We start from the raw sequence: 22810 nt of genomic DNA on the forward strand, positions 1-22810 counted from the left end.
GTAGTTAAAGCTTAAATTTAGAATATTTATTTATACTAAAAGTTTATTATAGAATGATTTAATTTTTACAATCTCAATAACCGAAACATGTAAATGTTAAAAAATACATCTACTTTTAGGCAGATTTTATAAAACCTATTGTTTGATTTAATGGGCCGAGTATTCTTTGAAGGTGTTGAGGTTAAGTAATATGAAGGGGAAATTTCTTACCCTAACAGGTACAGCCCTGACTCTGGCATTAACCAGCAATATTGCTGCTGCCCAAATCACCAAATTTCCTGAACTAAGTCAACAACAAACAGAAACAACTAATACACCTCCAGAAATCAAGCTTTCACCAGAAGGCATGAAAATTCTGTGTGAGTATTTTCCATTGAATTCCCGTTGTCAGGGAACATCCAGCAACACTACAACACCAGACAGTACAACTACTCCAGCTCCGGATAGCACAACTCCAGCTCCGGATAGCACAACTCCAGCTCCGGATAGCACAACTCCAGCTCCTGACAGTACAACTCCAGCTCCGGATAGCACAACTCCGGCTCCTGACAGTACAACTCCAGAGAACATTACTCCGGCTCCGGATAGTACAACTCCAGCTCCGGATAGCACAACTCCTGCACCCGACTCAACGAGTCCAACTCAGATTACTCCTGCACCAGACAGCACAGTTCCAGCTCCGGATAGCACAACTCCTGCACCCGACTCAACGAGTCCAACTCAGATTACTCCTGCACCAGACAGCACAGTTCCAGCTCCGGATAGCACAACTCCTGCACCCGACTCAACGAGTCCAACTCAGATTACTCCTGCACCCGACTCAACGAGTCCAACTCAGATCACTCCTGCACCCGACTCAACGAGTCCAACTCAAATGACTCCTGGTAGTGGTAGTGGCACTGGTAACTAGTTACAGAAATCAGGCTTCCCATTGTTTATGAGATGACTCTGATACAAATTTATTAGTCTTTGACGTGTTTAACAATTTGCGGCTTTTTTAGAACGACAAGAGGCTATGTTAAATGGCCTCTTGTATCTTTATAGGAATTGGGGATCGGGTATTGGGAGGTGAGGAGGTGTGAGGAGTGAGGGGAGTGTGAGGAGTGTTGGAGAAATCTATATCCGTGTCTTCCTTGTCCTCTTTGTCTCCCTTGTGCCCGATTCCTGATCCCCAGTCTCTTTCCCTTTCCCTTTTAATTCCTACGACTGGAGGTTGGTGTTTTTTGAAAAGTGCCAATCAGCAGACAGATAATGCCAATATTAATAAACACATCTGCCAAATTAAATACTGGGAAGTTAATTAGTCGAAAGTCCAGGAAATCAACAACATAGCCTAAAGCAAAGCGGTCTATACCATTACCCATAGCGCCGCCTAAGATTAAACCATACCCTAACTGCTCCCAATGGTTTAAGAGCGGGCCAAACCATGCCAAAGCTATTAGCGCTAAACTCACTCCCAATGATAGCCAGCGTAACCACTCTACCTTTCCTGATAGCAAACTAAAAGCTGCACCAGTATTAGTCACATAAGTTAGGTGAAATATACCAGGTAATAATGGCAATGTTTGTTGCAAGCTAAAGGTTTGCACTACCCAAAATTTTGTGATTTGGTCTAAAAAAAAAGCAACAAAGGCAATAATCCAGAAGAATTTATTTTTTAAACGCATGGCAAAGTAGTTATTAGTCATTAGTCATTAGTCATTAGTCATTAGTCATTGGTCATTGGTCATTGGTCATTGGTGATTGGTCAAATGACGAATAACAAATGACAAATAACAAATGACGAAAGACTAATAAAACATCAAGTGCCGTAGCACATACGCTATGACAGTGACAGCACAGATGACAGCTAGTTGACCTGGTAGTGCAAACCAAGAATATTTAAGGATTGCTTGCATCAAGGTCAGAGTTTCTGTACTATGCAACTGCAAAACATAGCTGAGAATCAAATAACTAATACCGCAGACGTGAACAGTTAACAAGCCACAAATACAACTAAACGCTAGTGCTTCTAGTCTAGGTCTAGCTTTAAAAGCAAAAAAGCCACAAACCCAAGCTCCTGGAATAAAACCTAGTAAATAGCCAAACTGTGATAGCTTAACATAGCCAGGACCACCACCAGCCGCAAATACGGGTAACAAAGTTAACCCCATAACTAAATAAGCTATCTGTGAAATGGCACCAGCATTTTTGCCTCCTAAACATCCTACAAGTAAGACCCCACCAATTTGAAAAGTGACACCCAGGGAAAAGGTGTGAATTCCATGCTTACTCCAACTCCAAGGTAAGGTGGTAATATTTGCTTCTAAGAAGGTTCCACCCATAGTTAGCAGTAAGCCAATCATAGACCATAACAATTGATTTGACGCGGCTAGCATTTACAATACACTCGTGCAAAAGATTCTGATGTAAAAGCAAACATAACTAATTCAATAATGCGTCAGTAAAACTTGATTTGTGAGATATTCAGCTTGAGCCTTTGTTCTTTGTTAGTTGATGTATATTCACCACACCAAAAACCTGCTAACCAATAACCCAAGGAGCAAGTTAGTTGTTTATGGAGACAATGCCAAAACCGCAATGACTCACTCATAACTGCCTCAAATAAAAGTGTTACCATTGTTCTATAAATGCTATATTTTATCCTTTTTTTGAGAAATATCATTATAGTTTAACTGCTGTTGGCTGCAACAGGCGTGATCTTCAAATCAGTTTTGTCTGATTGCCTTCTGTATAATCAGCAAACTTTTTGCAAAAGTTTGCTCTTAATAAACACAGGGGATATGGGGGTATAAGAGTGTAAGGGTGTAGGAAAAAAATTGTGTTTCCTTCATCTGTTACTAGTGGCAAATGCCTCCGGCACGCTGTGCGAACGCCGCTAATCGGAGTTGATATCTTGCACTTGCCCATAGCTTAAGTGCGTGGAAATGGACTCCAAGATTTACCTATTCAGCTAATCGCAAACTTGAACTTCTTGCAGTGAAATAAATTGCTTGGTAAAACCAAAAGTTAGTGCAAGCTCTAAATAGAGAAAGTATTGATTTAGTAAAGTAATACTATTAATTGTGATTAGCTTGACCACAATATTTGTTTGTTGTTGAGATTTTAATTTTTTTGCGATCGCATTTTGCTCAAGTTTTTCCATTGGTTGATTGCAATCAAGTTTTATTACCTGCTTTTTTAATTTATTTGCTTAATAAAAGTTTTGATTAAACGTTTCCCTAAATTTTAGCTTAGATATTAACTTATATCTTAATGTTCTGATTTTTATTTAATGTTAAATTAAACAAAATATGCGACATCTATCATATTTTTGTCAAATAATACTATTTTATCAACAGAGAACAATCAAATTAAAATGAGAATTAACTTAAATTCAATATCTAAAAATAGATTAAAAATCATCTAAAAATAAATATTATTCAAGATAATTGTTCAGCAAAAATTTTATTTTTTAGAGTAATTTATGAAAAATTTGATTTATTTTTACTTATTTTTATTTTTTCTAAGTCTTCAATAAATCCTAGAAAAAGATGACTTTTTTGACTTTGTATAATCATTCAATTATATTCAATAATAATACAAGAGTACCAATTCACTATTCGTTCTGAAATGAAAATAGATTGCAAGCAATAACTTCCATTAAGTAAAGAAAATAAAAAATTCATAAAAATACTACTTAAAAGAATAATAATCCTCGTACCTTTAACCTTCCCTTTACCAAAAAGTTATATATTGTAGGGGCTTAGCTGGAAAAATAACACCAAATATTACAATCCATGCTTTCCCGTACGTCAGTAATCAATAAATCTCGCCTAACGAAAACTATTTCAGTCTTAGCACTGGCATTTAGCCTAGCTGCTTGCGGTGGACAGGAAGCCCAAAATAACACTTCCACTGGCGACGCGACTCCTGGTGCAGCTACTGATACCACAGCCTCTGGTCCTGCCAAATTGGATCTTGGTGGCAAAGTATCGTTAACTGGAGCTGGTGCATCTTTTCCAGCACCACTGTACAGTCGTTGGTTTTTTGACTTAAACAAAAAGTATCCCAACCTACAAATTAACTATCAATCTGTTGGTAGCGGTGCTGGAGTTGAGCAATTTATCCAAGGTACTGTAGACTTTGGCGCCAGTGATGTGGCCATGAAGGATGAAGAAATCCAAAAAGTACCAGCAGATAAGGGTGTACTCATGTTGCCGATGACTGCTGGTAGTATCGTGTTAGCTTACAACTTGCCGGATGTTCCAGAGTTAAAGCTTCCACGGCAAGTTTATACCGATATTCTTCTGGGTAAGATCAAGTCTTGGAACGACCCGAAAATTGCTGCTGCTAACCCAGGCGCTAAACTTCCCAACGAACCAATTACAGTAATTTATCGTTCTGACGGTAGCGGAACTACAGGTGTGTTTACAAAACACCTGAGTGCCATTAGTCCAGAATGGAAGAGTAAAGTAGGTGAAGGCAAAACTGTTAACTGGCCTGTGGGAGTTGGTGCCAAGGGTAATGAAGGTGTGACTGCCCAAATTAACCAAACGCCAGGCTCAATCGGTTATGTAGAATACGGCTACGCCAAACAAAATAACCTCAAATATGCTTCTTTGGAAAATAAAGCAGGTAAGTTTGTTGTACCAACCGAAGAATCGGCATCTAAAACTCTAGAAGCTGTGACTCTACCGGAAAATTTCCGTGCCTTCATCACAGATCCAGAAGGAGACGAATCTTATCCCATCGTTACCTACACTTGGCTTTTAACTGCCAAAAAATACTCTGATCCAGCAAAAGCCAAAGCCATGGAAGCGATGATTGAGTACGGCTTGACAGAAGGTCAGAAAAATGCTGCTGAACTAGGTTATGTTCCTCTACCTGCAAACGTAGTTCAGAAAGTAGCTACGGCTGCGGATGCAATTAGTTCTGACTACAAAATTGCTGTAGGTTCAGGTGACAATACCAGTGCAGGTACGCCACAACAAGGTGGAAATAAACAATAACAACAAGTTATGAATTCAGAATTCGGAATTTTGAGATATAAACCTTTGAATTTTAAAGCTATTAAATTTCAAGAACTAGCGTGGATTAACACAGGTTTATTCCAATTTCCGAATTCATCAATTCCGAATTTATGATTAGTCTGGTTCGCTCTCATTTTTTGAACCGTTGACGGATAAAGTCATTCATGAATACATCTGCCCAAGGTAACAAATTTACAGTTAAACCACGCTCTGAGTTTGAAAAGTCTTTAGATAAAGGCTTTATTTGGGTAACACGGGTACTGGCTCTGGCGATCGCTGGTATTTTATTGTGGATAGCCATAGAGGTTGGTATCGAGTCTTTACCTGCTATCCAAAAATTTGGCTTATTCCGCTTTTTGAGTGAAAGTAATTGGAACCCTGTTAACAATATATACGGTGTGCTACCGCAAGTTTACGGTACACTGGTTAGTGCTTTTATTGGTTTACTAATAGCTGTACCGATTGGTGTTGGCACTGCTATTCTATTAAGCGAAAATTGGCTACCGTTACCCGTACGGACAGTACTGGTGTTTTTGGTAGAACTGCTAGCAGCAATTCCCAGCGTAGTCTATGGCATTTGGGGAATTTTTGTTTTGATTCCTTTGCTTACACCCCTTGGTAGATCGTTGAACGGTTCTTTTGGTTGGCTGCCAATTTTTAGTACCGTTCCCACAGGACCATCAATGTTTGCTGCGGGAATCATCTTAAGTATTATGACCTTGCCAATCATTACAGCAATTTCTCGCGATGCTTTAATTTCTGTGCCTTCTAGTTTGCGTCAAGCAGCTGTGGGACTGGGAGCAACCCGTTGGGAAACCATTTTCAAAGTTATTTTACCTACTGCTTTCTCGGGAATCGTCAGCGCCGTGATGCTGGCTTTAGGTCGGGCAATGGGAGAAACAATGGCTGTCACGATGTTAATTGGTAACTCCAACAGAATCAGCCCTTCATTGTTTGCACCAGCTAATACCATTTCTTCTTTGCTAGCAAACCAGTTTGCCGAAGCAAGTGGTCTGCAAATATCTGCTCTAATGTACGCTGCTTTGATTTTGTTTGTTTTAACCCTCATAGTAAATGTTTTGGCTGAGTATATAGTCTTGCGAGTGAAGCGACTGTAGAATGTAGCATTTTTGAAGCGTGTTGAAATATGGCTTATACAGACAAATCTCAAGGTACATCACTCCCTAGTAGCTTAGCTCGCTCGTCATCACCCCGGACGCTCATTAACATTGTGATGACAGTCATAGCATTTATCTGTGGAGTTTTGGCACTTGTGCCTTTAATTGCAGTGCTTTCTTACGTCATTATTCAAGGCTTTAGCAGTTTGCGGCCAAGTTTGTTTACTGAATTACCGCCACCTCCATTGGCCCCAGGAGGGGGTTTTGGTAATGCCATCATTGGTACGATCATCATGGTAGGAATAGGGGCTTTGATCAGTATCCCTATAGGTGTTTTGGCTGCTGTTTATTTAACTGAGTTTAGCTCTGGGAAAATAGCTCGCTGGGTACGCTTTGCTACCAATATTCTCAGTGGTGTTCCCTCGATTATTGCTGGGGTATTTGCCTACGGTATTGTAGTGGTGGTGATTGGCTCTTATTCAGCTTTTGCTGGGGGAGTAGCGCTGTCAGTATTGATGCTACCGATTATTGTGCGAACCACAGACGAGGCTTTACAGCTGGTATCAGACGATTTGCGACAAGCCGCAGTTGGTTTAGGGGCAACAAACTTTCAAACAGTGATGTGGGTAGTTTTACCAGCAGCTCTACCAGCGATTGTTACAGGCTCTACACTCGCGATCGCTAGAGCCGCAGGTGAAACCGCACCTCTGTTGTTCACCGCGTTATTTTCTCAGTACTGGTTTGAAGGTTTATTTCAACCCACAGCTTCCCTAGCAGTTTTAGTTTACAACTTCGCGATCTCTCCCTACAAAAACTGGCAATCAATGGCTTGGGCAGCTTCTCTAATTTTGGTGTTGATGGTTCTACTTACTAGTATCATTGCTCGTTTGGCAACTAGTCGCAAAAAATACACATGATTTCCGCTTATTTCCACATCTCCAATCCAAAGTTAAGTCAGCAATCATAGCATTTTATGGTAACAAACATAAGCACCGCCAATCAAACAGACACTGTCCTACGGACTGAAGCTCTGAACATCTACTACGGTAATTTCTTAGCAGTACGTGATGTCTGGATGGATATCCCAAAAAATCGCGTTACAGCCTTCATTGGACCATCTGGATGTGGTAAAAGTACATTGCTAAGATGCTACAACCGCCTCAACGATCTTATTGAATCATTTCGGGCAGAGGGTAAGGTTTTTTACTATGATGAAAATCTCTATGCACCCCAAGTCGACCCGGTAGAAGTGCGGCGGAAAATTGGGATGGTGTTTCAAAGACCCAACCCTTTCCCCAAATCAGTTTATGACAATATCGCTTTTGGACCTAGACTCAACGGCTACAAAGGGGATATGGATGAATTAGTAGAGCGATCGCTCAAACAGGCTGCTTTGTGGGACGATGTTAAAGACAAACTCAAACAAAGTGGTTTATCTTTGTCTGGTGGTCAGCAACAGCGTTTGTGTATTGCTCGAGCGATCGCAGTTCAGCCAGATGTGATTTTAATGGATGAACCTTGTTCTGCCCTTGACCCCATTTCTACTCTGCAAGTTGAAGAACTGATCCACGAACTCAAACAACGCTATACTGTGGTGATTGTGACTCACAACATGCAACAAGCTTCGCGTGTGTCTGATATGACAGCCTTTTTCAATGTCCAGACCTCAGAAAAAGGTGGTCGTACTGGTTACTTAGTGGAATATGACCGCACCGAAGCAATTTTCCAAAATCCTCAACAAGAAGCTACCAAAGAATATGTAAGTGGTAAGTTTGGTTAAGGACTGTACCTTGAGCAGGACAGCAATTAGGATGCATATCATTAAGTTACAAAGCTGGTTCTCTCGTAAAAATAGGGGGCTGGCTTTTTCAATAGATATCTTGCAAGAATCAAGAGAATTCTTAATTACGAACACTGTCTTGAAAAGCTTTGAGGTTCCCTCCGGGACGCTTCGCGTAGACGCCCACAGGGCGGCTTCTCGTTAGAGTACGACCAAGCCCTAGCACCCTACGGGAAGCCGCAAAGCGTCTACAAACTTTTCGCAGATGCACACAGATGGATATAGATTTTATCGGTGTTAGTTTTTTTGAAAACAGAACTTATACCGATTCAAAAAATGTTTGCGACAAATTCAGAATATGAGACGCGATTTATCGCGTCTCTACAGAATTTATCTGTCGCATTCTTTTTTCAAATTGGTATTACGCAAAAACTCTCTCAAACTCTTATTTCTTTGTGTTCTTTGTAGTTTGTTTTTCGTTACTGCTGCGTAAGTCCTAAAAAAGCCTCTCATTTATGAGAGGCTACAGTAGGTTTAGCGGAGACAACTTGTAATTCTTTTGTTAATCCATCCATTATGGAGCGATCGCTGCCACTGCCCCAGCAATTGCAGAGAATATCGCCGATACTAGGGCTGTGGCAAACAACCACCAAGCTGCTGATGCGGCGGCTTTGCGGGTTTCTTCAGCTTGCTTTTGGGCTTGGTGCTTCACCTCTTCTAGGCGTCGCTGTGCTTCTTGTTGCAAGCGTTCTGCTCTTTGCAAGACGGTTTGACGCGCTCGTTCTACTTGGTCGATGATCCGATTAGCATCTTCTTCGGAGATGTCTTCACGGGAACTCATGACTGCTACTAAGGTGTCGCGGTTGAAAGAAGACAGGCGATCGCGTAAGGCTTCAAACCCGGCTTGGGGATCATCAAACAATGTGCGAATATCCCGCTTAATACCATCATAATTCAGTTCGGGACGCTCTAAGGAGTTGAGGTAGTTACGGATACGCTCAAAAATTGAGTCGATAGCGTCTTGAATTCGGCGTTGGATTGCCCGTACTTGCTCTACAAATGAATCCCGGACAGAGATGATTGTATCTGCAATCCGCGCTGCTTCATCATCGCTGAGGTCTTCACGCAATTTCAGCAAGGTAATAATTGTAGAGCGGTCAAATTGAGCTAAGCGATCGCTCAAACTTTCCATACCCACACGCGGATCATGTAATAACAGATACAAGTCGCGTTTAATACCTTCTGGATTTAGCTCATCCTTACCACTCCGCCGCAAGTACTCTTCCAAATAAGTCTGGAATGTCTCTACTCTTTGTTGTGTCCGAGCAGCCAAACGACGGGGTGAGCGCACGATATTGCGAATTGTTTCTTGAACAGAATCAATAACTTGATTGACTTGTTCTTCAGATAAATCTTGACGTTGACTCAGTAATTTTACGAGAGTATCTCTATCTACTTGAGACAAACGTCGACGGAGAGCGATCGCTCCTTCTTTGGGATTTTGCAACAGTCGATTCAAATCCCGTTGAATGCCTTCGGGGTTGAGTTCTTGTTTACCAGTGTTTCGCAGATAATCAGCGATGGTAGTTGTCACTAAGTCGTACTGTTGTTTAGCTTTATCAGCTACGGCTTGGGGTGCATGGCGAACGCTATGCCAAGATTCTTCAACTGTGCCGATGATTTGATTAGCTTGGTCTTCGCTCAAGTCTTGGCGCTGACTCAACAATTTGACTAAAGTATCGCGATCAAAACGAGATAGACGCGCGCGAATCGCTGCCATTCCAGCCTGCGGGTCTTCTAAGAGTCTTCTTAACTCGGTTCTAATAGCGTTGGGATTGAGTTCTTCTTTGCCAGTGTTACGCAGATATGACTCTAAATTCAACCATAGCGTTTCGGCTTGGTATTTAGCTTGATCTGCTAGTCCTTTAGATTCAAGTAAAACGCGATCGCGTTGTCTCTCCAGTTCGTTGAGAATTGTGTCTGCTTCTTCTGGATTAATATCATTGCGTTGTAGCAGTATCTCCCGCAGTTCTTGACGGTCTAACAATGCTAAACGACGCGACAGGGTCTCATAATCTGCGTCGGAGTCTTGCAACAGTGGTTTAAAGTTCTGTTCAATTCCCTCTGGCGTTAATTCTGATTTGGGAGTGACGAGTAAATAACTTTCAACTCGCCGTTGCAAGTCCTGTACTATTTCTCTTTCTTCCTCAGCAGTGACTGTCACCAATACATTTTGCCGCACAGCTTCTAATTGGTCAGCAATGCGCTGAATTTCTGTCTGGGTCAAAAGACCACGCTGTTGCAGTATGTTAACAAAATCGCTGCGAGACAGTTGTTCTAATTCCCGACGCACTGTTCCGGGGTCAGCAGCAGGATCGTAGATCACATCGCGGAAATCCTGGGCAATTTTCTCCTGACTCAACTGCCAAGCATAAGTGTTGAGTAGGTAGTTTTCTACGTCCGCACGAATCGGACTGTAAGGTTGTTTTGGTGTCGGTAGTCCTAATTGATCTGCTTTTTCAGTAACTTTATCTTTGGCTGTGGTTAAAGCACCTAAGATTTTTTCGACATCTAAATCTGACAGATCAGTCCGTCCCAACACAATCCCACTCAAAGCTGTGATTCCCTGTTGTAATGTCCGCTGAATCGGGCCTGGAGTTGCTTCTTGGGCTGCTTTTTGGTCAGCTTCTTTGGCAGAACGCATTTCTGCAATTAGCTGATCTAGTTTGCGGTTGAGTTCGTCTGTGTTCGCTTGTCCTGGTTGGAGTGACTTCAGATAATTAACTAACTCAGCCATTTGGTCTTGGGGCTGAGTTTGACCTACTACCTGTTGCCAAACACTATACAAGGTATCAGCGATCCGCTTAGCATCGCGCTTTGAGAGATCAGTGCGACTGCTGACTAAATCAATAAACTTCTGGCGATCTATATTGCGAATATCGCCACTTTTAGCCATTTCTCTGATTTGCGGATCACTCAACAATCTTTCAAAATCACCGCGAATCTTGTTTAAGTCTAGCTCTGGAGGACGTACCATTTCTAGGTAATCTTCCACCTTTTCGCGGACGCTGGTAGGGTCGATCGCACTACCTATTTCCCGGCGAACTGCTGCGGCTGCGGCTTCGGCGGTGGCTACTACCTGCTGGTTAACAGCCTTTGCACCCAAGGCGGCGGTGGCTGTTCCCATAATTGCCTGAAAACCAGAAGTGGCACTGTTAACTACATTACCGACTAAAGAACCTACCGTGGTGGAACTCACCCACACCAACAATAGGAAGTATGCACCCCAAATTACTAAACCAAGAATTGCCCCTAGTCCGGGACTAAAAATCATTAGACTCATTTTCACAGCCAAAAAGCAAGCGATCGCCAATGCGATCGTGACTGTGATTAAAGTCCAAATTCCTACTGCTGTACCAATCTTACGGATCGTTCCCCCTAAACTGCTGACTTCCTCGTGATCTGAATGTGAATCAGATGGACGTCCTAAGTAGGAAATACCTGCGGCAACTGAAAGGTTAGTTAGTACTAACTGAAACGCAAAAGCTAGGATCACACCAGAGATTAAAGCTGTAAAAAAACGCGGCCCGGAAACAGCAACCGATGCCTGTGCTGGTGATATATCCTGTGGCTGTACTATCACCTGCGCTATCCAAAATAGGGACTGGGGGAGTTCCAGCATTGTTACCGTACTCTGAAACATTCTATTTCCTTCCTCTATATTTTAACTATGTGGTATAAAAAGTTGCTGACTAATTTTACTCCTATATCATTCGCCATACCCAATTCCTTAGCTCAGAATCGTGGAATTTAGGCTATTACAGCATCCGCCTCAGGTCTGATACTATATACTGCATTAGATATAAGTTTTTATCACTAATACTTCAGCTTGACATTATTATAGCCTTTTCAGTAATATTACTTAGAATAAAGTTTATTTTAAAAATTATTTAGAAATAAAAATTTTTCATCCTCTTAAGACATATTCCTGCGTTCAAAAACAGGTTGAATTATCGTCCATAAGGAGTGCCTAGACTTTGTAACCATAGGAATACAGCAAGCTAATAATTCCTAGCTAAAGTAAACATATGTAACAAATCGTTCGGAAGTACAAATTAGTTATTAGTTATTCAGCTTTAAATCAACACCAATAACTAATAGCTAATAGTTAAAAAAAATAAGCAATCAATAGAATTTAACTCGGAGGCAAAATGGAAACTCGTCCTTCTACAGATTTACCACCAATTGCTACAGAATATAACGGCAAAGATCGTAACGCCTTTTTGTTTGGCTGGAATCCCCAAGCAGAATTATGGAATGGTCGTTTGGCAATGATTGGCTTTCTTGCTTATTTGCTTTGGGATTTAGCTGGTTATAGCGTGTTGCGTGACGTATTACATATTGTTGGATACTAACACCAACTCTTTGTAATAACGCAATTTAATTGAACAGTATTGGTTTTAAGGAGACAAAAAATGGAAACTCGTGAAAAACGTCCTTCTACAGATTTACCACCAGTAGCTAATGCTTACAATGGCATTGATCGTAATGCTTTTATCTTTGGCTTAAATCCCCAAGCCGAATTATGGAACGGTCGTTTGGCAATGATTGGTTTTCTTGCTTATTTGCTTTGGGATTTAGCTGGTTACAGTGTTTTACGCGATGTTTTACACTTTGTTGGTTACTAGAAGGCTAGTAGTCTGTTAACCTTGAATTGAAATTAAGGACTTGAGTCCAACTTTAGGATGTGTTAATGCTATTGGTAAAGTACCATTTTTGCCAAATCTTGGTACATTACGCTGTAGCTAACGCATCCTAAATTTTATACAATTTAAAGGTTTGTAGTAAGGATTTTAATCCTCAAAAAAGGGCTAAAGCCCGTTACTAAGAACTTAAGTCTTTGGTTTAGGTTTTAATAGCCGAACCCAAAACCGAGAACCTCTTTGAAGTAGGGGAAGATAACCAATTTGTCCACCCCAACGTTCTACTGTCATCCGGCAAAAATATAATCCGAGTCCAACTCTACCTGACTTGCCAGCTTGAGAAAACTTTTCAAATATATACTTAGCACTTTCTGCTGGTATACCAGAACCTTGATCATCTACAGTAACAAGAATAGAATCTTCTTCTTGCTGTAAACCAATTGTAACTGTAGAACCCATAGGACTGTGACGAAAAGCATTCTCTGCCAAATTGGCAATAATCCGATTTAAACGTGATTGATCACCAATTACCCGCCAATCTGCTGTTTGATCAATGTTATCGGCAAGCTGTAACTGTACTTTATTCAGTATAAAAGTAGGTGATAAAAGTTGGATGACTTCTTGTGCAGAAGTTAGTACATTTGGAGCCGTATCAGCATCTACAGTAAAAGATTCTAGAGAATTAACTTCAGCAGAAAATGCATTTAAAATATCTCTAATTAAGATTTCTTCTTGGAATGCTTGTTTTTTACCAATTTCTAAATATTCTCTAGCTTTTGGTGTTAAGTTTTCAGTTTCTAACAACATTAAACAGCAATTTATCCCACTCAATTGCCCAGCAATATCATGTATAATACAGTGAATCAAAATATCTTTTTTTTGATTCTCTTTCGTAATATATTGGTAGTTGAGTTGATTTTCTCTAGCTTTTTGGATGAGGTTTATTTTTTCATCAAATTCTTCATGTAATAATTTTATTAATAAAATTTTAGTATCTTGAACACAAATTGCTGTGGCTTCAAAATGATATTCTTTACCAGATAAATCTAACTGATACCATATACCTGACTTCAACTGATTTTTATCATTTCTATTCCATAACTCTTCTGCGTCTATCAGAAAATTTTCTAAAAAGGGAAACTCTTGTTGCGGTATGAGAATTTGCATACCAGATTTGACTTGATGGCGACAAAATAGTTGTAACCAATCTGGTGGAGTTCCAGTAATTCTAAAGCGGCCAAAGTCTAATCGTTCCAAGACTAGAATATTCAAAGCAGCAAACACATCTGCCGTAATGGAGTCACTCATAATAGGTAGTTGTGATTAAATATTGTTGATTTGATATAGCACTTATTGCTTGGATTAATTACAATTTTATCGGTCTGCATCTGTGTTCCATGAGTGTACCCTACAGGAAGCCTATGAGCGCGTCTATATCTGTGTTCGTTTATTTCTATAATGCACCCAACTGCAAACTTTTATATTTACTTGAAAAATAAACCGAATCAACACAGATTTGGTTTATTACTTGTGTTATTAGATTATACTTTTACTTAACTACTTATCTATGATTTTCTAATATATTATTAGCAAGAATTTGGAAAGATTCTTCTACGCCTAAACCTGTTTTAGCGCTGGTTTTCATCACAATCCAATTCCTTTGCACTACTTCGTTAATTTCAACATCACTAATTTCCCATTCATCTGTCAAATCCCACTTATTAAGTACAAGTATAAATGGCACAGTTCCAATAGTATTTTCTACTTTAATTTGTAAGTTAAAAGCTTTTTCCAGAGTATTCTTTCTAGTTCCATCTACTACTAAAAAATAACCTGATGCACCACGTAGATATGACATCCGCACTTTTTGAAATTCATCTTCTCCATATAAATCCCAAAGGATAAAGTTTATATCTTGACCTTGAACATTTACAGTCTTTTTATCAATTTTTACACCTACAGTAGTTTGGTATTTCTCCGAAAAAATACTGTGAACAAACCTCCCTACTAAACTAGTTTTACCAGTAGCAAACGCACCTACCATGCAAATTTTTTTTTGGAGCATGAGTATTGTCCTTCAGTTACGGGCATCAATTAAGAATACCTTAAAAGATACCCTACGGTTAACTTGCTGAATTTGTTCTGTAAGACCTGTTTGTAAGGGTTCAGTTGAACCTACACCTACAGTAGTAAAATTCCTAGTATTGATGCCCTGGGAATTTAGATAAGCGAGAATTTTACTAGCACGAGCTTGACTGAGTACCATATTTCTTTGCTCTGTTCCTGTGGTATTTGTGTGTCCTATGATTTCAAAACGCACATCTTTTCCTAAAGACTTGGCCACACTAGATAAATTTTTGATTGCTAATACTATATTTTGTAATTTCTCAATTCCACCGGGAACAAATTCAGTAGTACCTTCAAGAAATAAAAAATTTTCTTGCTCAATTTGTTGTTTATATAATTTTAATTGTTGTAGTTCTGATTCAACTATATCTTTATCAATATATTGAGTTACACCAGGAAGAAAACGCCAAGTTTTTCTTGCTTCTAAAATCCATTGACGTGGTGCTGTTCCTGTAGCATAAAGAATGCGATTTTCGTCAGCTTTAAGTGATATAGTTTTGGGAGGTTGTAGTAATTTTGTGGCTCTTTTGACTATGATTTGTGGCTCTAAGGACAGATAAGGTTCCCATTGGCTGATCACTGTTTGGGGATTAATTTTAGCTTGGTTCATTAATAAATATGGATCTGTAGCTAAAGGATCACGCATTCCAAATATGAAATTTTTTCCATACCCTTTGTTGGCTTTAACCACAACAATACCAGGTTGAGAGTTAAGCTTTTCTAGATACGCATTCCAGCGTAATTGTTCTCTAAAGCTAAAAAAGCTCCACATTCCCAGTGCGATCGCGATCGCACTGAAGAAACTCCATGCATAGATATAATTTTTCTGAGATGGAACTTTATACCTAGCTTCTAAACATTCTTCTAAATATGGTTTGCTAGCTGTAAATAGTTTTGTTTCACCTGTAAAAGCATGAAATTCTCTATGCAATTTCAGGTGAATATTTTCAATAGCTTTTTGAAAGATTAATCGTAGTTCTTGGGGAGCATTCCCTCGGATGATACCTGCTAATACTGCTTGTGGTCCTTCCTCAATCCAGATGGTGAGTTCTCCAAACTGCAAACTTTGTAACGCCTCACCTTTTTCCACATTAAAAGAGTCTTTGACAAAATCTTGAATAGCCGTCAGCATAGCTGAAACTAAATCAGGATCTTGAGCAGCTACTTGTGGCGCGAAAATATGTTGCAGCAATAATCCAGTTTCTTTGTGAATTAAAAATACTTGTTCTACTCGATAAATCAGAGTACGTAGCAAAACAACTTCAGCAAATGTCTTTCCTGTCTGTCGCGCTTCTAGTCTCCACTTAAAACTTTGTGGAGACATGCTGTGTTCTAGTGTTTGATTTAAAGATTGAATCATTTCGCCTAGAACTGTGCTAATTGCCTTACGAGTAGCAGGGCCAATTATGGGAAAAAATGCTTCAGAAAGAACATTTAAATCTTGCTTAACAGAAGACTGAATTGCTTGTTCAACTGTGGGAACTATTGCTTCAGCTAACTGTTTATCTTGCATTGTTCGCAGAATTACAGCTTCTGGAAGCAGACGACTAAGATCTTCTGCTTGAATTTGAGGATTTTCTAATCTTTCATATAGTTTACTAAGTTGTGTGGTTTCCACCCCTAAAAGCAAACTACGGAGTTCGCTTAGTTCATCAGTAGGTTCCACACGATTGTGAGTTTCCTTGGGATTACTACCATTAGAAACTTTAGGTGATTGATATATGAATTCATTGCCAGAATATTCTTTCATTGCCAAAATTGCCCAACTCATATTTTATATTGAGTTGCATCTTTGTGAAAATTTCTTTATAAATAGGGGTTAGCAACTAGAAGTGAGAAGGTATTGAGTGGGTATTCACTACCAGGGGAGGCACTTGTCTTGATATTATACCTATTTTTTTGAGAGCCAAGAAATTTATTTCTTGGCTGATAGTTTAATTCAATTACTCATACCATTTCACAAAATTCTTGATACAAATCTTCCCACTGTCTCCTCCCTTGTCCTCCTTGTCCTTCTTCTACTGTCGAGAATTCAGCCGTATTGCTAATTCTGTAAACATGGCCGCGAGGGTGGAACGGTCTGTTTTTTCGGCACGTATTTCTTGAGATTCACGTTGCAGCAGCGCTAAAATCTCTTCGTATTTTTGCCGAATGTCATCCTGTAAGCTTTGAGATTGATTGAGAATTTGTTCGCGTAATTCTCGTGTTTTTGTCGCTGTTTGCTCATCAAATTGAGAAAGCTTTCTTTCTAAAGAATTATTGATATTCTTTTGCTCTTCACTGAGTGTTGTGATAGCTTCCTCTCGTTTTAATTGTTCACTTTTTACTTGCTCATTTACAGCTTCAATTTCATTTTTAATGTAGCTTTCTAAATAATCTAAACGTTTTTTCGTTTCATCTCTTAAGCTATTACATTCTTTTAAGAGACGCTCTTCTAGGCGTGTAAATTTTTTTTCTAATTCTCGCATTTGCCCGCCAAAAAGAATATCTCTGACTTTATCTAAACTGCTAATGTCGCCAAAGTTATTACTTAATGTAGGCTGATTTATGCTTGGAACTAAACCACCTGGTGCAGAATCTGCAAAATTATAATGAAAATTTTCTCCTTCTATCGAACTCATATTTTAATCCTTTTTGGGTTGTAAATTAGTTTCGCTTTTAGCTTTTTTACCCCTGAAGACAATTTGTTTTTATTGCCCTACAGTTGATTTAAAGTATCACTTTCTAGAGTACCACCCTATAATCCAGCAATATATAGTATTTCTAAAAGCTGGAAATATATATTAACGTAATATCGTTTCTGAATAAAGAAGAGGACAAAGAGGTAGATTACACCTATTTTGAAAATGGGTGTGGGGTTATTTTTATTTTTGCAAGAGGTTTATTGACACATCTATGTACAGAGTTCCTGAAATCGTCTCTACGTGTCTTCCTATCTGCATGTGATTACGTAGAACCCTACTTGTAAATACACAAACAAGATGAAAATCCTCTTCGCGTGGACTTTTGTCTAGTTTTCTATCTAGTTTAGAGTAAAAAGCGAACCAACACGTACACTGACGCGGTAAATAGTTGCAATAACATAACAGGGATACCGTAGTGCAGAAAGGTTTTGAAGGAAATGCGGCGTCCGTGTTGTTCAGAAATTCCGGCTGCTACGATATTAGACGATGCTCCTACTAAAGTTCCATTACCTCCTAAAGTAGCACCAAACATCATTGCATAAAACAGTGGTAATACCTCTGGTGGAAACTGTCCTTGAAAGTTTGGCGCTAGAACTTCTGTTGGCGCTAATCCAACATTGACAACGTACTGTTGGAGTAAAGGAACCATCGCCACTACTAAAGGAATATTAGGAACTACGCTAGACAATATTCCTATCAAAAAGAGTAAAACCAGTGAACCTATAAAAATATTTTTTCCCAAAACAATTCCTAAAATTCCTGATAAATTGTGGATGACACCAGTTTTTTCTAGTCCTCCAATTAGCACAAAGATACTCATAAAAAATATCAATGTACTCCAATCAACGTCTCGTAAAATATTATTAACAGAATCTATTTTGCTATGATGTGACAAAAGCATTGCTAAAGCTGCTCCTAGTAAAGCTACAGCAGCTGGTGAAATCGGCACTGGTAGGGATTCTCCAATGACAAAAAATAGTAGTACAAAAGCTACTATAAATGCTCCTATTGATAAAATACGTGGATGATTAATTTGCGGATGTGGCAACTGTTCTAGATTCTCTAGCTTTGTATGCCAAATTTTGCGGAATAAAAATGGTAAAGTAGCTATTACAGTAATAACAGCGATCGCTCCACCTAAACTTAAGCGCCATAGATAATCTGTAAAGCTAAGATTGATAGCATCACCCACAATAAATGTTGCCGGATCACCAACTATTGTGAGTAATCCAGCGCTATTAGCAATGAATACCATTAGAATAAGTAATGGTACAAAATTAACTCCGACTTCTTGAGCTATTGGCGGAATTAAAGGTGCTAATAACATTACTGTTGTGGCATTAGGTAAAACTGCACAAATAGGAGTAGTAATCGCCACAATTCCGAGTAAAAGACGTTTACCTTCTCCTTTGGCTAGTAGTACAATTTGAGTTGCTAAATACTCAAATATTTTTGTTGGCTCAAATGCTCGTACTAGTACCATCACGCCAAAAAATAAGCCTAGTGTGCCGTGACTTTTGCCTATATAGCTAATAGCTTCTTGTAAAGTCATGACATTAGTAAATACCAATAACAAAGCGCCTAATAATGCTGCTATTGTTAGATGAATCCACTCTGTCATTATTAAAATAATGACAGTGATAAAAGTAAAAATACTCAGAATAGTTTGCCAGTTTTCCACAGACTACACCTGGATAAAATTATCAGTTATCAGTTATCAGTTATTTTTTTGCTGGTGGCTGGAATACCTAAGTCAAAGTTGAAAGCGGATTATCATCTACTTTAACTGATTAATAATTAGCATATTCAGCGAAAAAGCTACCTAATATAGATGAATTTTATATAGTATGATGAATACTTTTTCATGCCAAATATATAAATACAAATTATAAAAAATAAGTTTTATTTGCAATTATAAAAATATAAATAGATAGGTGTTTTTAGTAATTTTAGGTGTAGATAAGAATCAATTCATTAATAATTATATGTAACATGAATTGGAAAAATGATTGTAACAGATAGATTTACAGAATCTATACCCGGATAAGGTGTCCAATCCAAAATTTTAAATCCAAAATTGTAAAAGCTTGTAGTGAGCGCAGTAGAGGTGTAGTAGTTTATTGTCAATTAGTACTCATTACAAGCTGTTATTTTCATTCTTCATCAATACTAGTAGGTATGCCTATGATCGCACAAGGAAAATTGGAACCAAGTTTTTGCACAATCGGATGTTTGGCTGATTTACAACCTAGAAACAGCACAGTTGCGGCTTCTGATGCAACTACTTTCTCTAGTTCATCAGCAACACAACCAAACCGCAGGTGAGCTTTAAAATAACTCTGCCATTCTTCAGCCAGACAACGTGCTTGCCATAATATACGTTCTGCTTGTGCAAACTTATTTGTTTGAGTTAAGACGGGAGTTTGAACATTTTTTGATGGTAAACTGATCGGGCAATATGCTGGAATCTGCTCACATAATTCACTAGTTTGAAAATCCTGTGTTGGCAAAACATCAAAAAAATCATTGGTTTGGTATTCTTCTAACACGTAGACAGCTTGAACTATAACATGTGATTTTGTTGCTAAGCGTGTTTGATGAGCAATCAATAAACTAATATCCAACGCAGTATGACTGTTGGGAGAACTGTTATAACCAACTATGAAGTTGATTGGTTTTGTGAATTGAACTTGTTCTGAAAAAGATGTGATTGGGTTACAGTGCAATAACATTTGCTCAATTAACTCATCTCTATTGAGCGCGTCTTGCAAACGCATTAACATTGGCTTGATATTCACAGCATTCACTTCTTTGCAATCAAATTTGGATATTGGTAGTTGCTGGTTGATGGTTGATTTTTGGTAGTTGTTTTTCCCAAACACCAAACAACAAACATCAAACAAGAAATTACTATTTACTATCTACTAACAAAAAACTATTCATCAGTCGTAAAATTTCGCTCTCAGAAATTTAGCGCATAATTACGGAGTTCGTAGTATTGTTTTGAGTTTCGCATATAGGAGCGATCGCGTGGATGGGAAAAGGGAACTTCTAAAATTTCTCCTATTTTAGCAGCTGGGCCATTTGTCATTAAAACTTATCAAGCGACAAACTCGCCACCATAATTTTTTGGATAAGACTTGACTAAATTTTCTATTTCCAAAAATGCAGAGACATTTAATTGATGTCTATCATCTGTAGCAAAAGAGGTAGATTTAATCATGGGATGCTCCTGGTTGAGAAGAATTCTTTATAGTTTGAAGAGTGAATGAGCAGATTTTTTCGTCAAACCTAAAGCCTCTATAGGCGTTAATTAGTTGTAGTGATCAAGATTGCGATCGCTATAAATTTTTTATCCCAACAATTAAGACATATAAAAACGAGTTGGAGTGTTGGCTCTAATTTCAAAACTGTTGAGATATCCTATAGGGTCACTGGGGTCAAAACCCTTATTCTCGATAAATACCTCTGGTGATTCGACTTTGTAATCCTCTTTTAAATCACGACCAAAAATTTCCAAAGCGCGATCGCCATATTGTTGTTTGTATTCGTACCAAGGACACAGCCCAAAATTCCACATGGCTTGACCAAAAATTAACCCGTCACGGGATGTTGCTTCCCGGTTGAGTCTGACATTCAATCCATATTTACGGAAAAAACCTTTTTTCCCAGCTATTTGCCCAGCAACTGCAAATCTTGCAGCCAAATTCAGTTGAAATATCATCAGATGCAACCTCAACAGAGTCAAGTGCAGGTACAAAAAACCTGAGCAGTACCAGCCAAGGAAGCTGATGAGGTTTAAACATTAAAAATGCTGCCTCTTCAGTCTCCTCTCAATGCCTACGAAGTTAGCTGACGGGCTAGGGCTGAGAGATGCCCTTCTGAGAAAGGATGAAGTGTGAAGTATGAAGTCTGAAGAAGTCTAAATTCCTATCCTTCTGTCTTCTGTCTTCTGCCTTTTGCCTTTCGTAATGATACGCCCCAAAATATGGTTCCTCCGCTCCAGCGATAGCGTTGTCATTTGCTAGATTAGGCTGACTTACTCTACTTAAAACAATAAAGTAACATGAATTTCTTAATATTGTATACCTATCTCAAGGTAAATATGATTATTGATTATTAAGTTTAGTGTAACAAAACGTAATTTATAATTCAAATCGACAAGCAAAAATTTAATCCGTAATTTTGGCATTGACAAAGCCAAGGTAAAAAAATAAAGCGACTTTACTACTTTTGAACATCCTTGTACAATATGCCGACAAAAAGCAATATTTCCCAGATGGAATATGTATAAAAAACTGGCAATAACTACCTTGAGTCTCTTATTAACAACATTCACACCTGCCGTTGCCAAAGCAGAAACGGTGATGGGAAAATTAGCACGGACAGGAGTACTGACAGCAGGCACAAGCAAAGATGCGATACCTTTTGCCTATACCAATAATCAGGGACAATTGGTTGGTTATTCCGTAGATATGTTGAATCTGATTAAAGAACAATTAGAAAAAGAACTGGGAAGGAAAATTCGATTGCAATTGGTAACAGTGACACCAGGAGAACGGATTCCAAAAATTCTGAATGGACAACTTGATATTGTTTGTGATGCGAGTAGTTTTACTTGGGAACGGGATAAAAAAGTAGATTTTTCACTTAGTTATGGTGCTACAGGTACTCAATTATTAGTCAAAAAGGGAAGCAATTTAGGTTCTCCTGAGTCTTTAATTGGTAAACGTATTGGTGTACTTAGTCAAACTACCAACGAATTAGCACTCAAGCGAGTACAACCCCAAGCTAAGCTAGTCTTCTTAAAAGATCGGGCAGAAGGATATACTGCATTGCAACAGGGGAAAATAGATGCTTTTGCAGCAGATAGCATCTTGTTAGAAGGGTGGTTAGGAACAACGAAAAACCCAGATACTTTTCAAGTAGTACCCGATCGCCCTTACTCTAGAGAAGGGATTGCATGTATGGTTCCTGAGAATAATTCCAGATTCCTCGACTCAGTTAACTATACTCTCTACAAATTCATGCAAGGATTTGTGGATGGTGAGAAACGATATACCACTATCTTTGATCGCTGGTTTGGTTCCAATGGTGTGGTTTTTCTGAACAATGATTTACGCGATTTAGCAATTGAAACCATGCAAATAGTGATTGAATCTCGCGAAGAGATTTCTCAATAGTTAGTGGTTAGTGGTGAGTCAGCGACTCTTACGCAGGGGGTTCCTCCCCCAACCCCAAAGGGGACCCCATTCCCCCAATCCCCAACGCCTCTTTCTTTATGCCGGGGGACCCTTACTTTACAGAAGCCGCTTGCCGTAGACGCGCAAGCGTCTTCTTACAAGAGTAGGGTTAGTGGTTAGTGGTCATGGGATTTTGGATTTTG

20 protein-coding genes, 1 pseudogene and 1 riboswitch are annotated in these 22810 nt (G+C 39.0%); of the genes and pseudogenes, 8 read left to right on the plus strand and 13 right to left on the minus strand.

Going from position 1 to position 22810, the window contains the following annotated elements; translation table 11 throughout:
- The first annotated feature begins 190 nt into the window (after window positions 1-190).
- On the plus strand, window positions 191-910 hold the full coding sequence (locus RS893_RS02080; RefSeq protein ID WP_315789607.1) for a hypothetical protein: 720 nt from the start codon (window positions 191-193) through the stop codon (window positions 908-910).
- A 283-nt stretch (window positions 911-1193) separates the two neighbouring features.
- Here the strand turns inward: RS893_RS02080 and lspA are convergent, their stop codons facing one another.
- From lspA to RS893_RS02095, 3 genes are all read right to left on the minus strand, one after another.
- Entirely contained in the window at window positions 1194-1667 is a 474-nt protein-coding gene (gene lspA, locus RS893_RS02085; protein ID WP_315791839.1) for a signal peptidase II, read from the minus strand.
- Window positions 1668-1790: 123 nt separating this feature from the next.
- On the minus strand, window positions 1791-2378 hold the full coding sequence (locus RS893_RS02090; protein WP_315789608.1) for a biotin transporter BioY: 588 nt from the start codon (window positions 2376-2378) through the stop codon (window positions 1791-1793).
- 575 nt (window positions 2379-2953) lie between these two features.
- Window positions 2954-3145 carry a hypothetical protein gene (locus RS893_RS02095; RefSeq protein WP_315789610.1) on the minus strand — a complete coding sequence of 64 codons (192 nt, stop codon included), beginning with the start codon at window positions 3143-3145 and terminating at the stop codon, window positions 2954-2956.
- Window positions 3146-3779: 634 nt separating this feature from the next.
- Here RS893_RS02095 and pstS point away from each other — a divergent pair.
- From pstS to pstB, 4 genes are all read left to right on the plus strand, one after another.
- Window positions 3780-4991: a phosphate ABC transporter substrate-binding protein PstS gene (gene pstS, locus RS893_RS02100; protein ID WP_315789611.1), complete on the plus strand. Its 1212-nt coding sequence runs from the start codon at window positions 3780-3782 to the stop codon at window positions 4989-4991.
- A gap of 185 nt (window positions 4992-5176) precedes the next feature.
- A complete protein-coding gene (gene pstC, locus RS893_RS02105) occupies window positions 5177-6130 on the plus strand; it encodes a phosphate ABC transporter permease subunit PstC (RefSeq protein ID WP_315789612.1) in 954 nt (317 codons plus the stop codon).
- Between the two features lie 116 nt (window positions 6131-6246).
- Window positions 6247-7047 (plus strand): phosphate ABC transporter permease PstA, encoded by an 801-nt coding sequence (pstA, locus tag RS893_RS02110; RefSeq protein WP_315791840.1) that lies wholly within the window; start codon window positions 6247-6249, stop codon window positions 7045-7047.
- A 56-nt stretch (window positions 7048-7103) separates the two neighbouring features.
- Window positions 7104-7910 carry a phosphate ABC transporter ATP-binding protein PstB gene (pstB, locus tag RS893_RS02115; RefSeq protein ID WP_102152749.1) on the plus strand — a complete coding sequence of 269 codons (807 nt, stop codon included), beginning with the start codon at window positions 7104-7106 and terminating at the stop codon, window positions 7908-7910.
- A 574-nt stretch (window positions 7911-8484) separates the two neighbouring features.
- On the opposite strand, the gene RS893_RS02120 is transcribed toward pstB, so the two are convergent.
- Window positions 8485-11613, minus strand: coding sequence for an MFS transporter (locus tag RS893_RS02120; protein ID WP_315789613.1), 3129 nt, complete (start codon window positions 11611-11613; stop codon window positions 8485-8487).
- 508 nt (window positions 11614-12121) lie between these two features.
- Here RS893_RS02120 and RS893_RS02125 point away from each other — a divergent pair.
- A complete protein-coding gene (locus RS893_RS02125; RefSeq protein ID WP_009457290.1) occupies window positions 12122-12325 on the plus strand; it encodes a chlorophyll a/b-binding protein in 204 nt (67 codons plus the stop codon).
- Between the two features lie 60 nt (window positions 12326-12385).
- Window positions 12386-12598 (plus strand): chlorophyll a/b-binding protein, encoded by a 213-nt coding sequence (locus tag RS893_RS02130; protein ID WP_016860553.1) that lies wholly within the window; start codon window positions 12386-12388, stop codon window positions 12596-12598.
- Between the two features lie 204 nt (window positions 12599-12802).
- Here the strand turns inward: RS893_RS02130 and RS893_RS02135 are convergent, their stop codons facing one another.
- The 9 genes and pseudogenes from RS893_RS02135 to RS893_RS02175 all read right to left on the minus strand — a co-directional run bounded on the left by RS893_RS02135 (window position 12803) and on the right by RS893_RS02175 (window position 21148).
- The gene (locus RS893_RS02135) at window positions 12803-13921 is read right to left on the minus strand and encodes a HAMP domain-containing sensor histidine kinase (RefSeq protein ID WP_315789614.1); all 1119 of its coding nucleotides are present in this window, start codon (window positions 13919-13921) and stop codon (window positions 12803-12805) included.
- 253 nt (window positions 13922-14174) lie between these two features.
- Window positions 14175-14678, minus strand: a complete 504-nt coding sequence (locus RS893_RS02140; RefSeq protein WP_315789615.1) for a Rab family GTPase — start codon at window positions 14676-14678, stop codon at window positions 14175-14177.
- A 12-nt stretch (window positions 14679-14690) separates the two neighbouring features.
- Entirely contained in the window at window positions 14691-16490 is a 1800-nt protein-coding gene (locus RS893_RS02145) for an OmpA family protein (protein WP_315791841.1), read from the minus strand.
- Between the two features lie 268 nt (window positions 16491-16758).
- Entirely contained in the window at window positions 16759-17361 is a 603-nt protein-coding gene (locus RS893_RS02150) for a hypothetical protein (protein WP_315789616.1), read from the minus strand.
- A gap of 406 nt (window positions 17362-17767) precedes the next feature.
- On the minus strand, window positions 17768-19105 hold the full coding sequence (locus tag RS893_RS02155; RefSeq protein WP_315789617.1) for an ArsB/NhaD family transporter: 1338 nt from the start codon (window positions 19103-19105) through the stop codon (window positions 17768-17770).
- Between the two features lie 472 nt (window positions 19106-19577).
- Window positions 19578-20207, minus strand: coding sequence for a universal stress protein (locus tag RS893_RS02160; RefSeq protein ID WP_315791842.1), 630 nt, complete (start codon window positions 20205-20207; stop codon window positions 19578-19580).
- Window positions 20208-20386: 179 nt separating this feature from the next.
- A pseudogene (locus RS893_RS02165) lies at window positions 20387-20521 on the minus strand (ATP-binding cassette domain-containing protein); the annotation flags it as partial.
- A gap of 3 nt (window positions 20522-20524) precedes the next feature.
- Window positions 20525-20647, minus strand: coding sequence for a hypothetical protein (locus RS893_RS02170; RefSeq protein WP_315789618.1), 123 nt, complete (start codon window positions 20645-20647; stop codon window positions 20525-20527).
- A gap of 141 nt (window positions 20648-20788) precedes the next feature.
- Window positions 20789-21148, minus strand: coding sequence for a hypothetical protein (locus tag RS893_RS02175; protein ID WP_315789619.1), 360 nt, complete (start codon window positions 21146-21148; stop codon window positions 20789-20791).
- Between the two features lie 98 nt (window positions 21149-21246).
- Window positions 21247-21470: riboswitch (cyclic di-AMP (ydaO/yuaA leader) on the minus strand.
- 240 nt (window positions 21471-21710) lie between these two features.
- Between RS893_RS02175 and RS893_RS02180 the strand changes: the two genes are divergently transcribed.
- Window positions 21711-22607, plus strand: a complete 897-nt coding sequence (locus RS893_RS02180) for an amino acid ABC transporter substrate-binding protein (protein ID WP_315789620.1) — start codon at window positions 21711-21713, stop codon at window positions 22605-22607.
- Window positions 22608-22810: the final 203 nt, after the last annotated feature.

The organism is Fischerella sp. JS2, assembly GCF_032393985.1.
Classification (GTDB): domain Bacteria; phylum Cyanobacteriota; class Cyanobacteriia; order Cyanobacteriales; family Nostocaceae; genus Fischerella.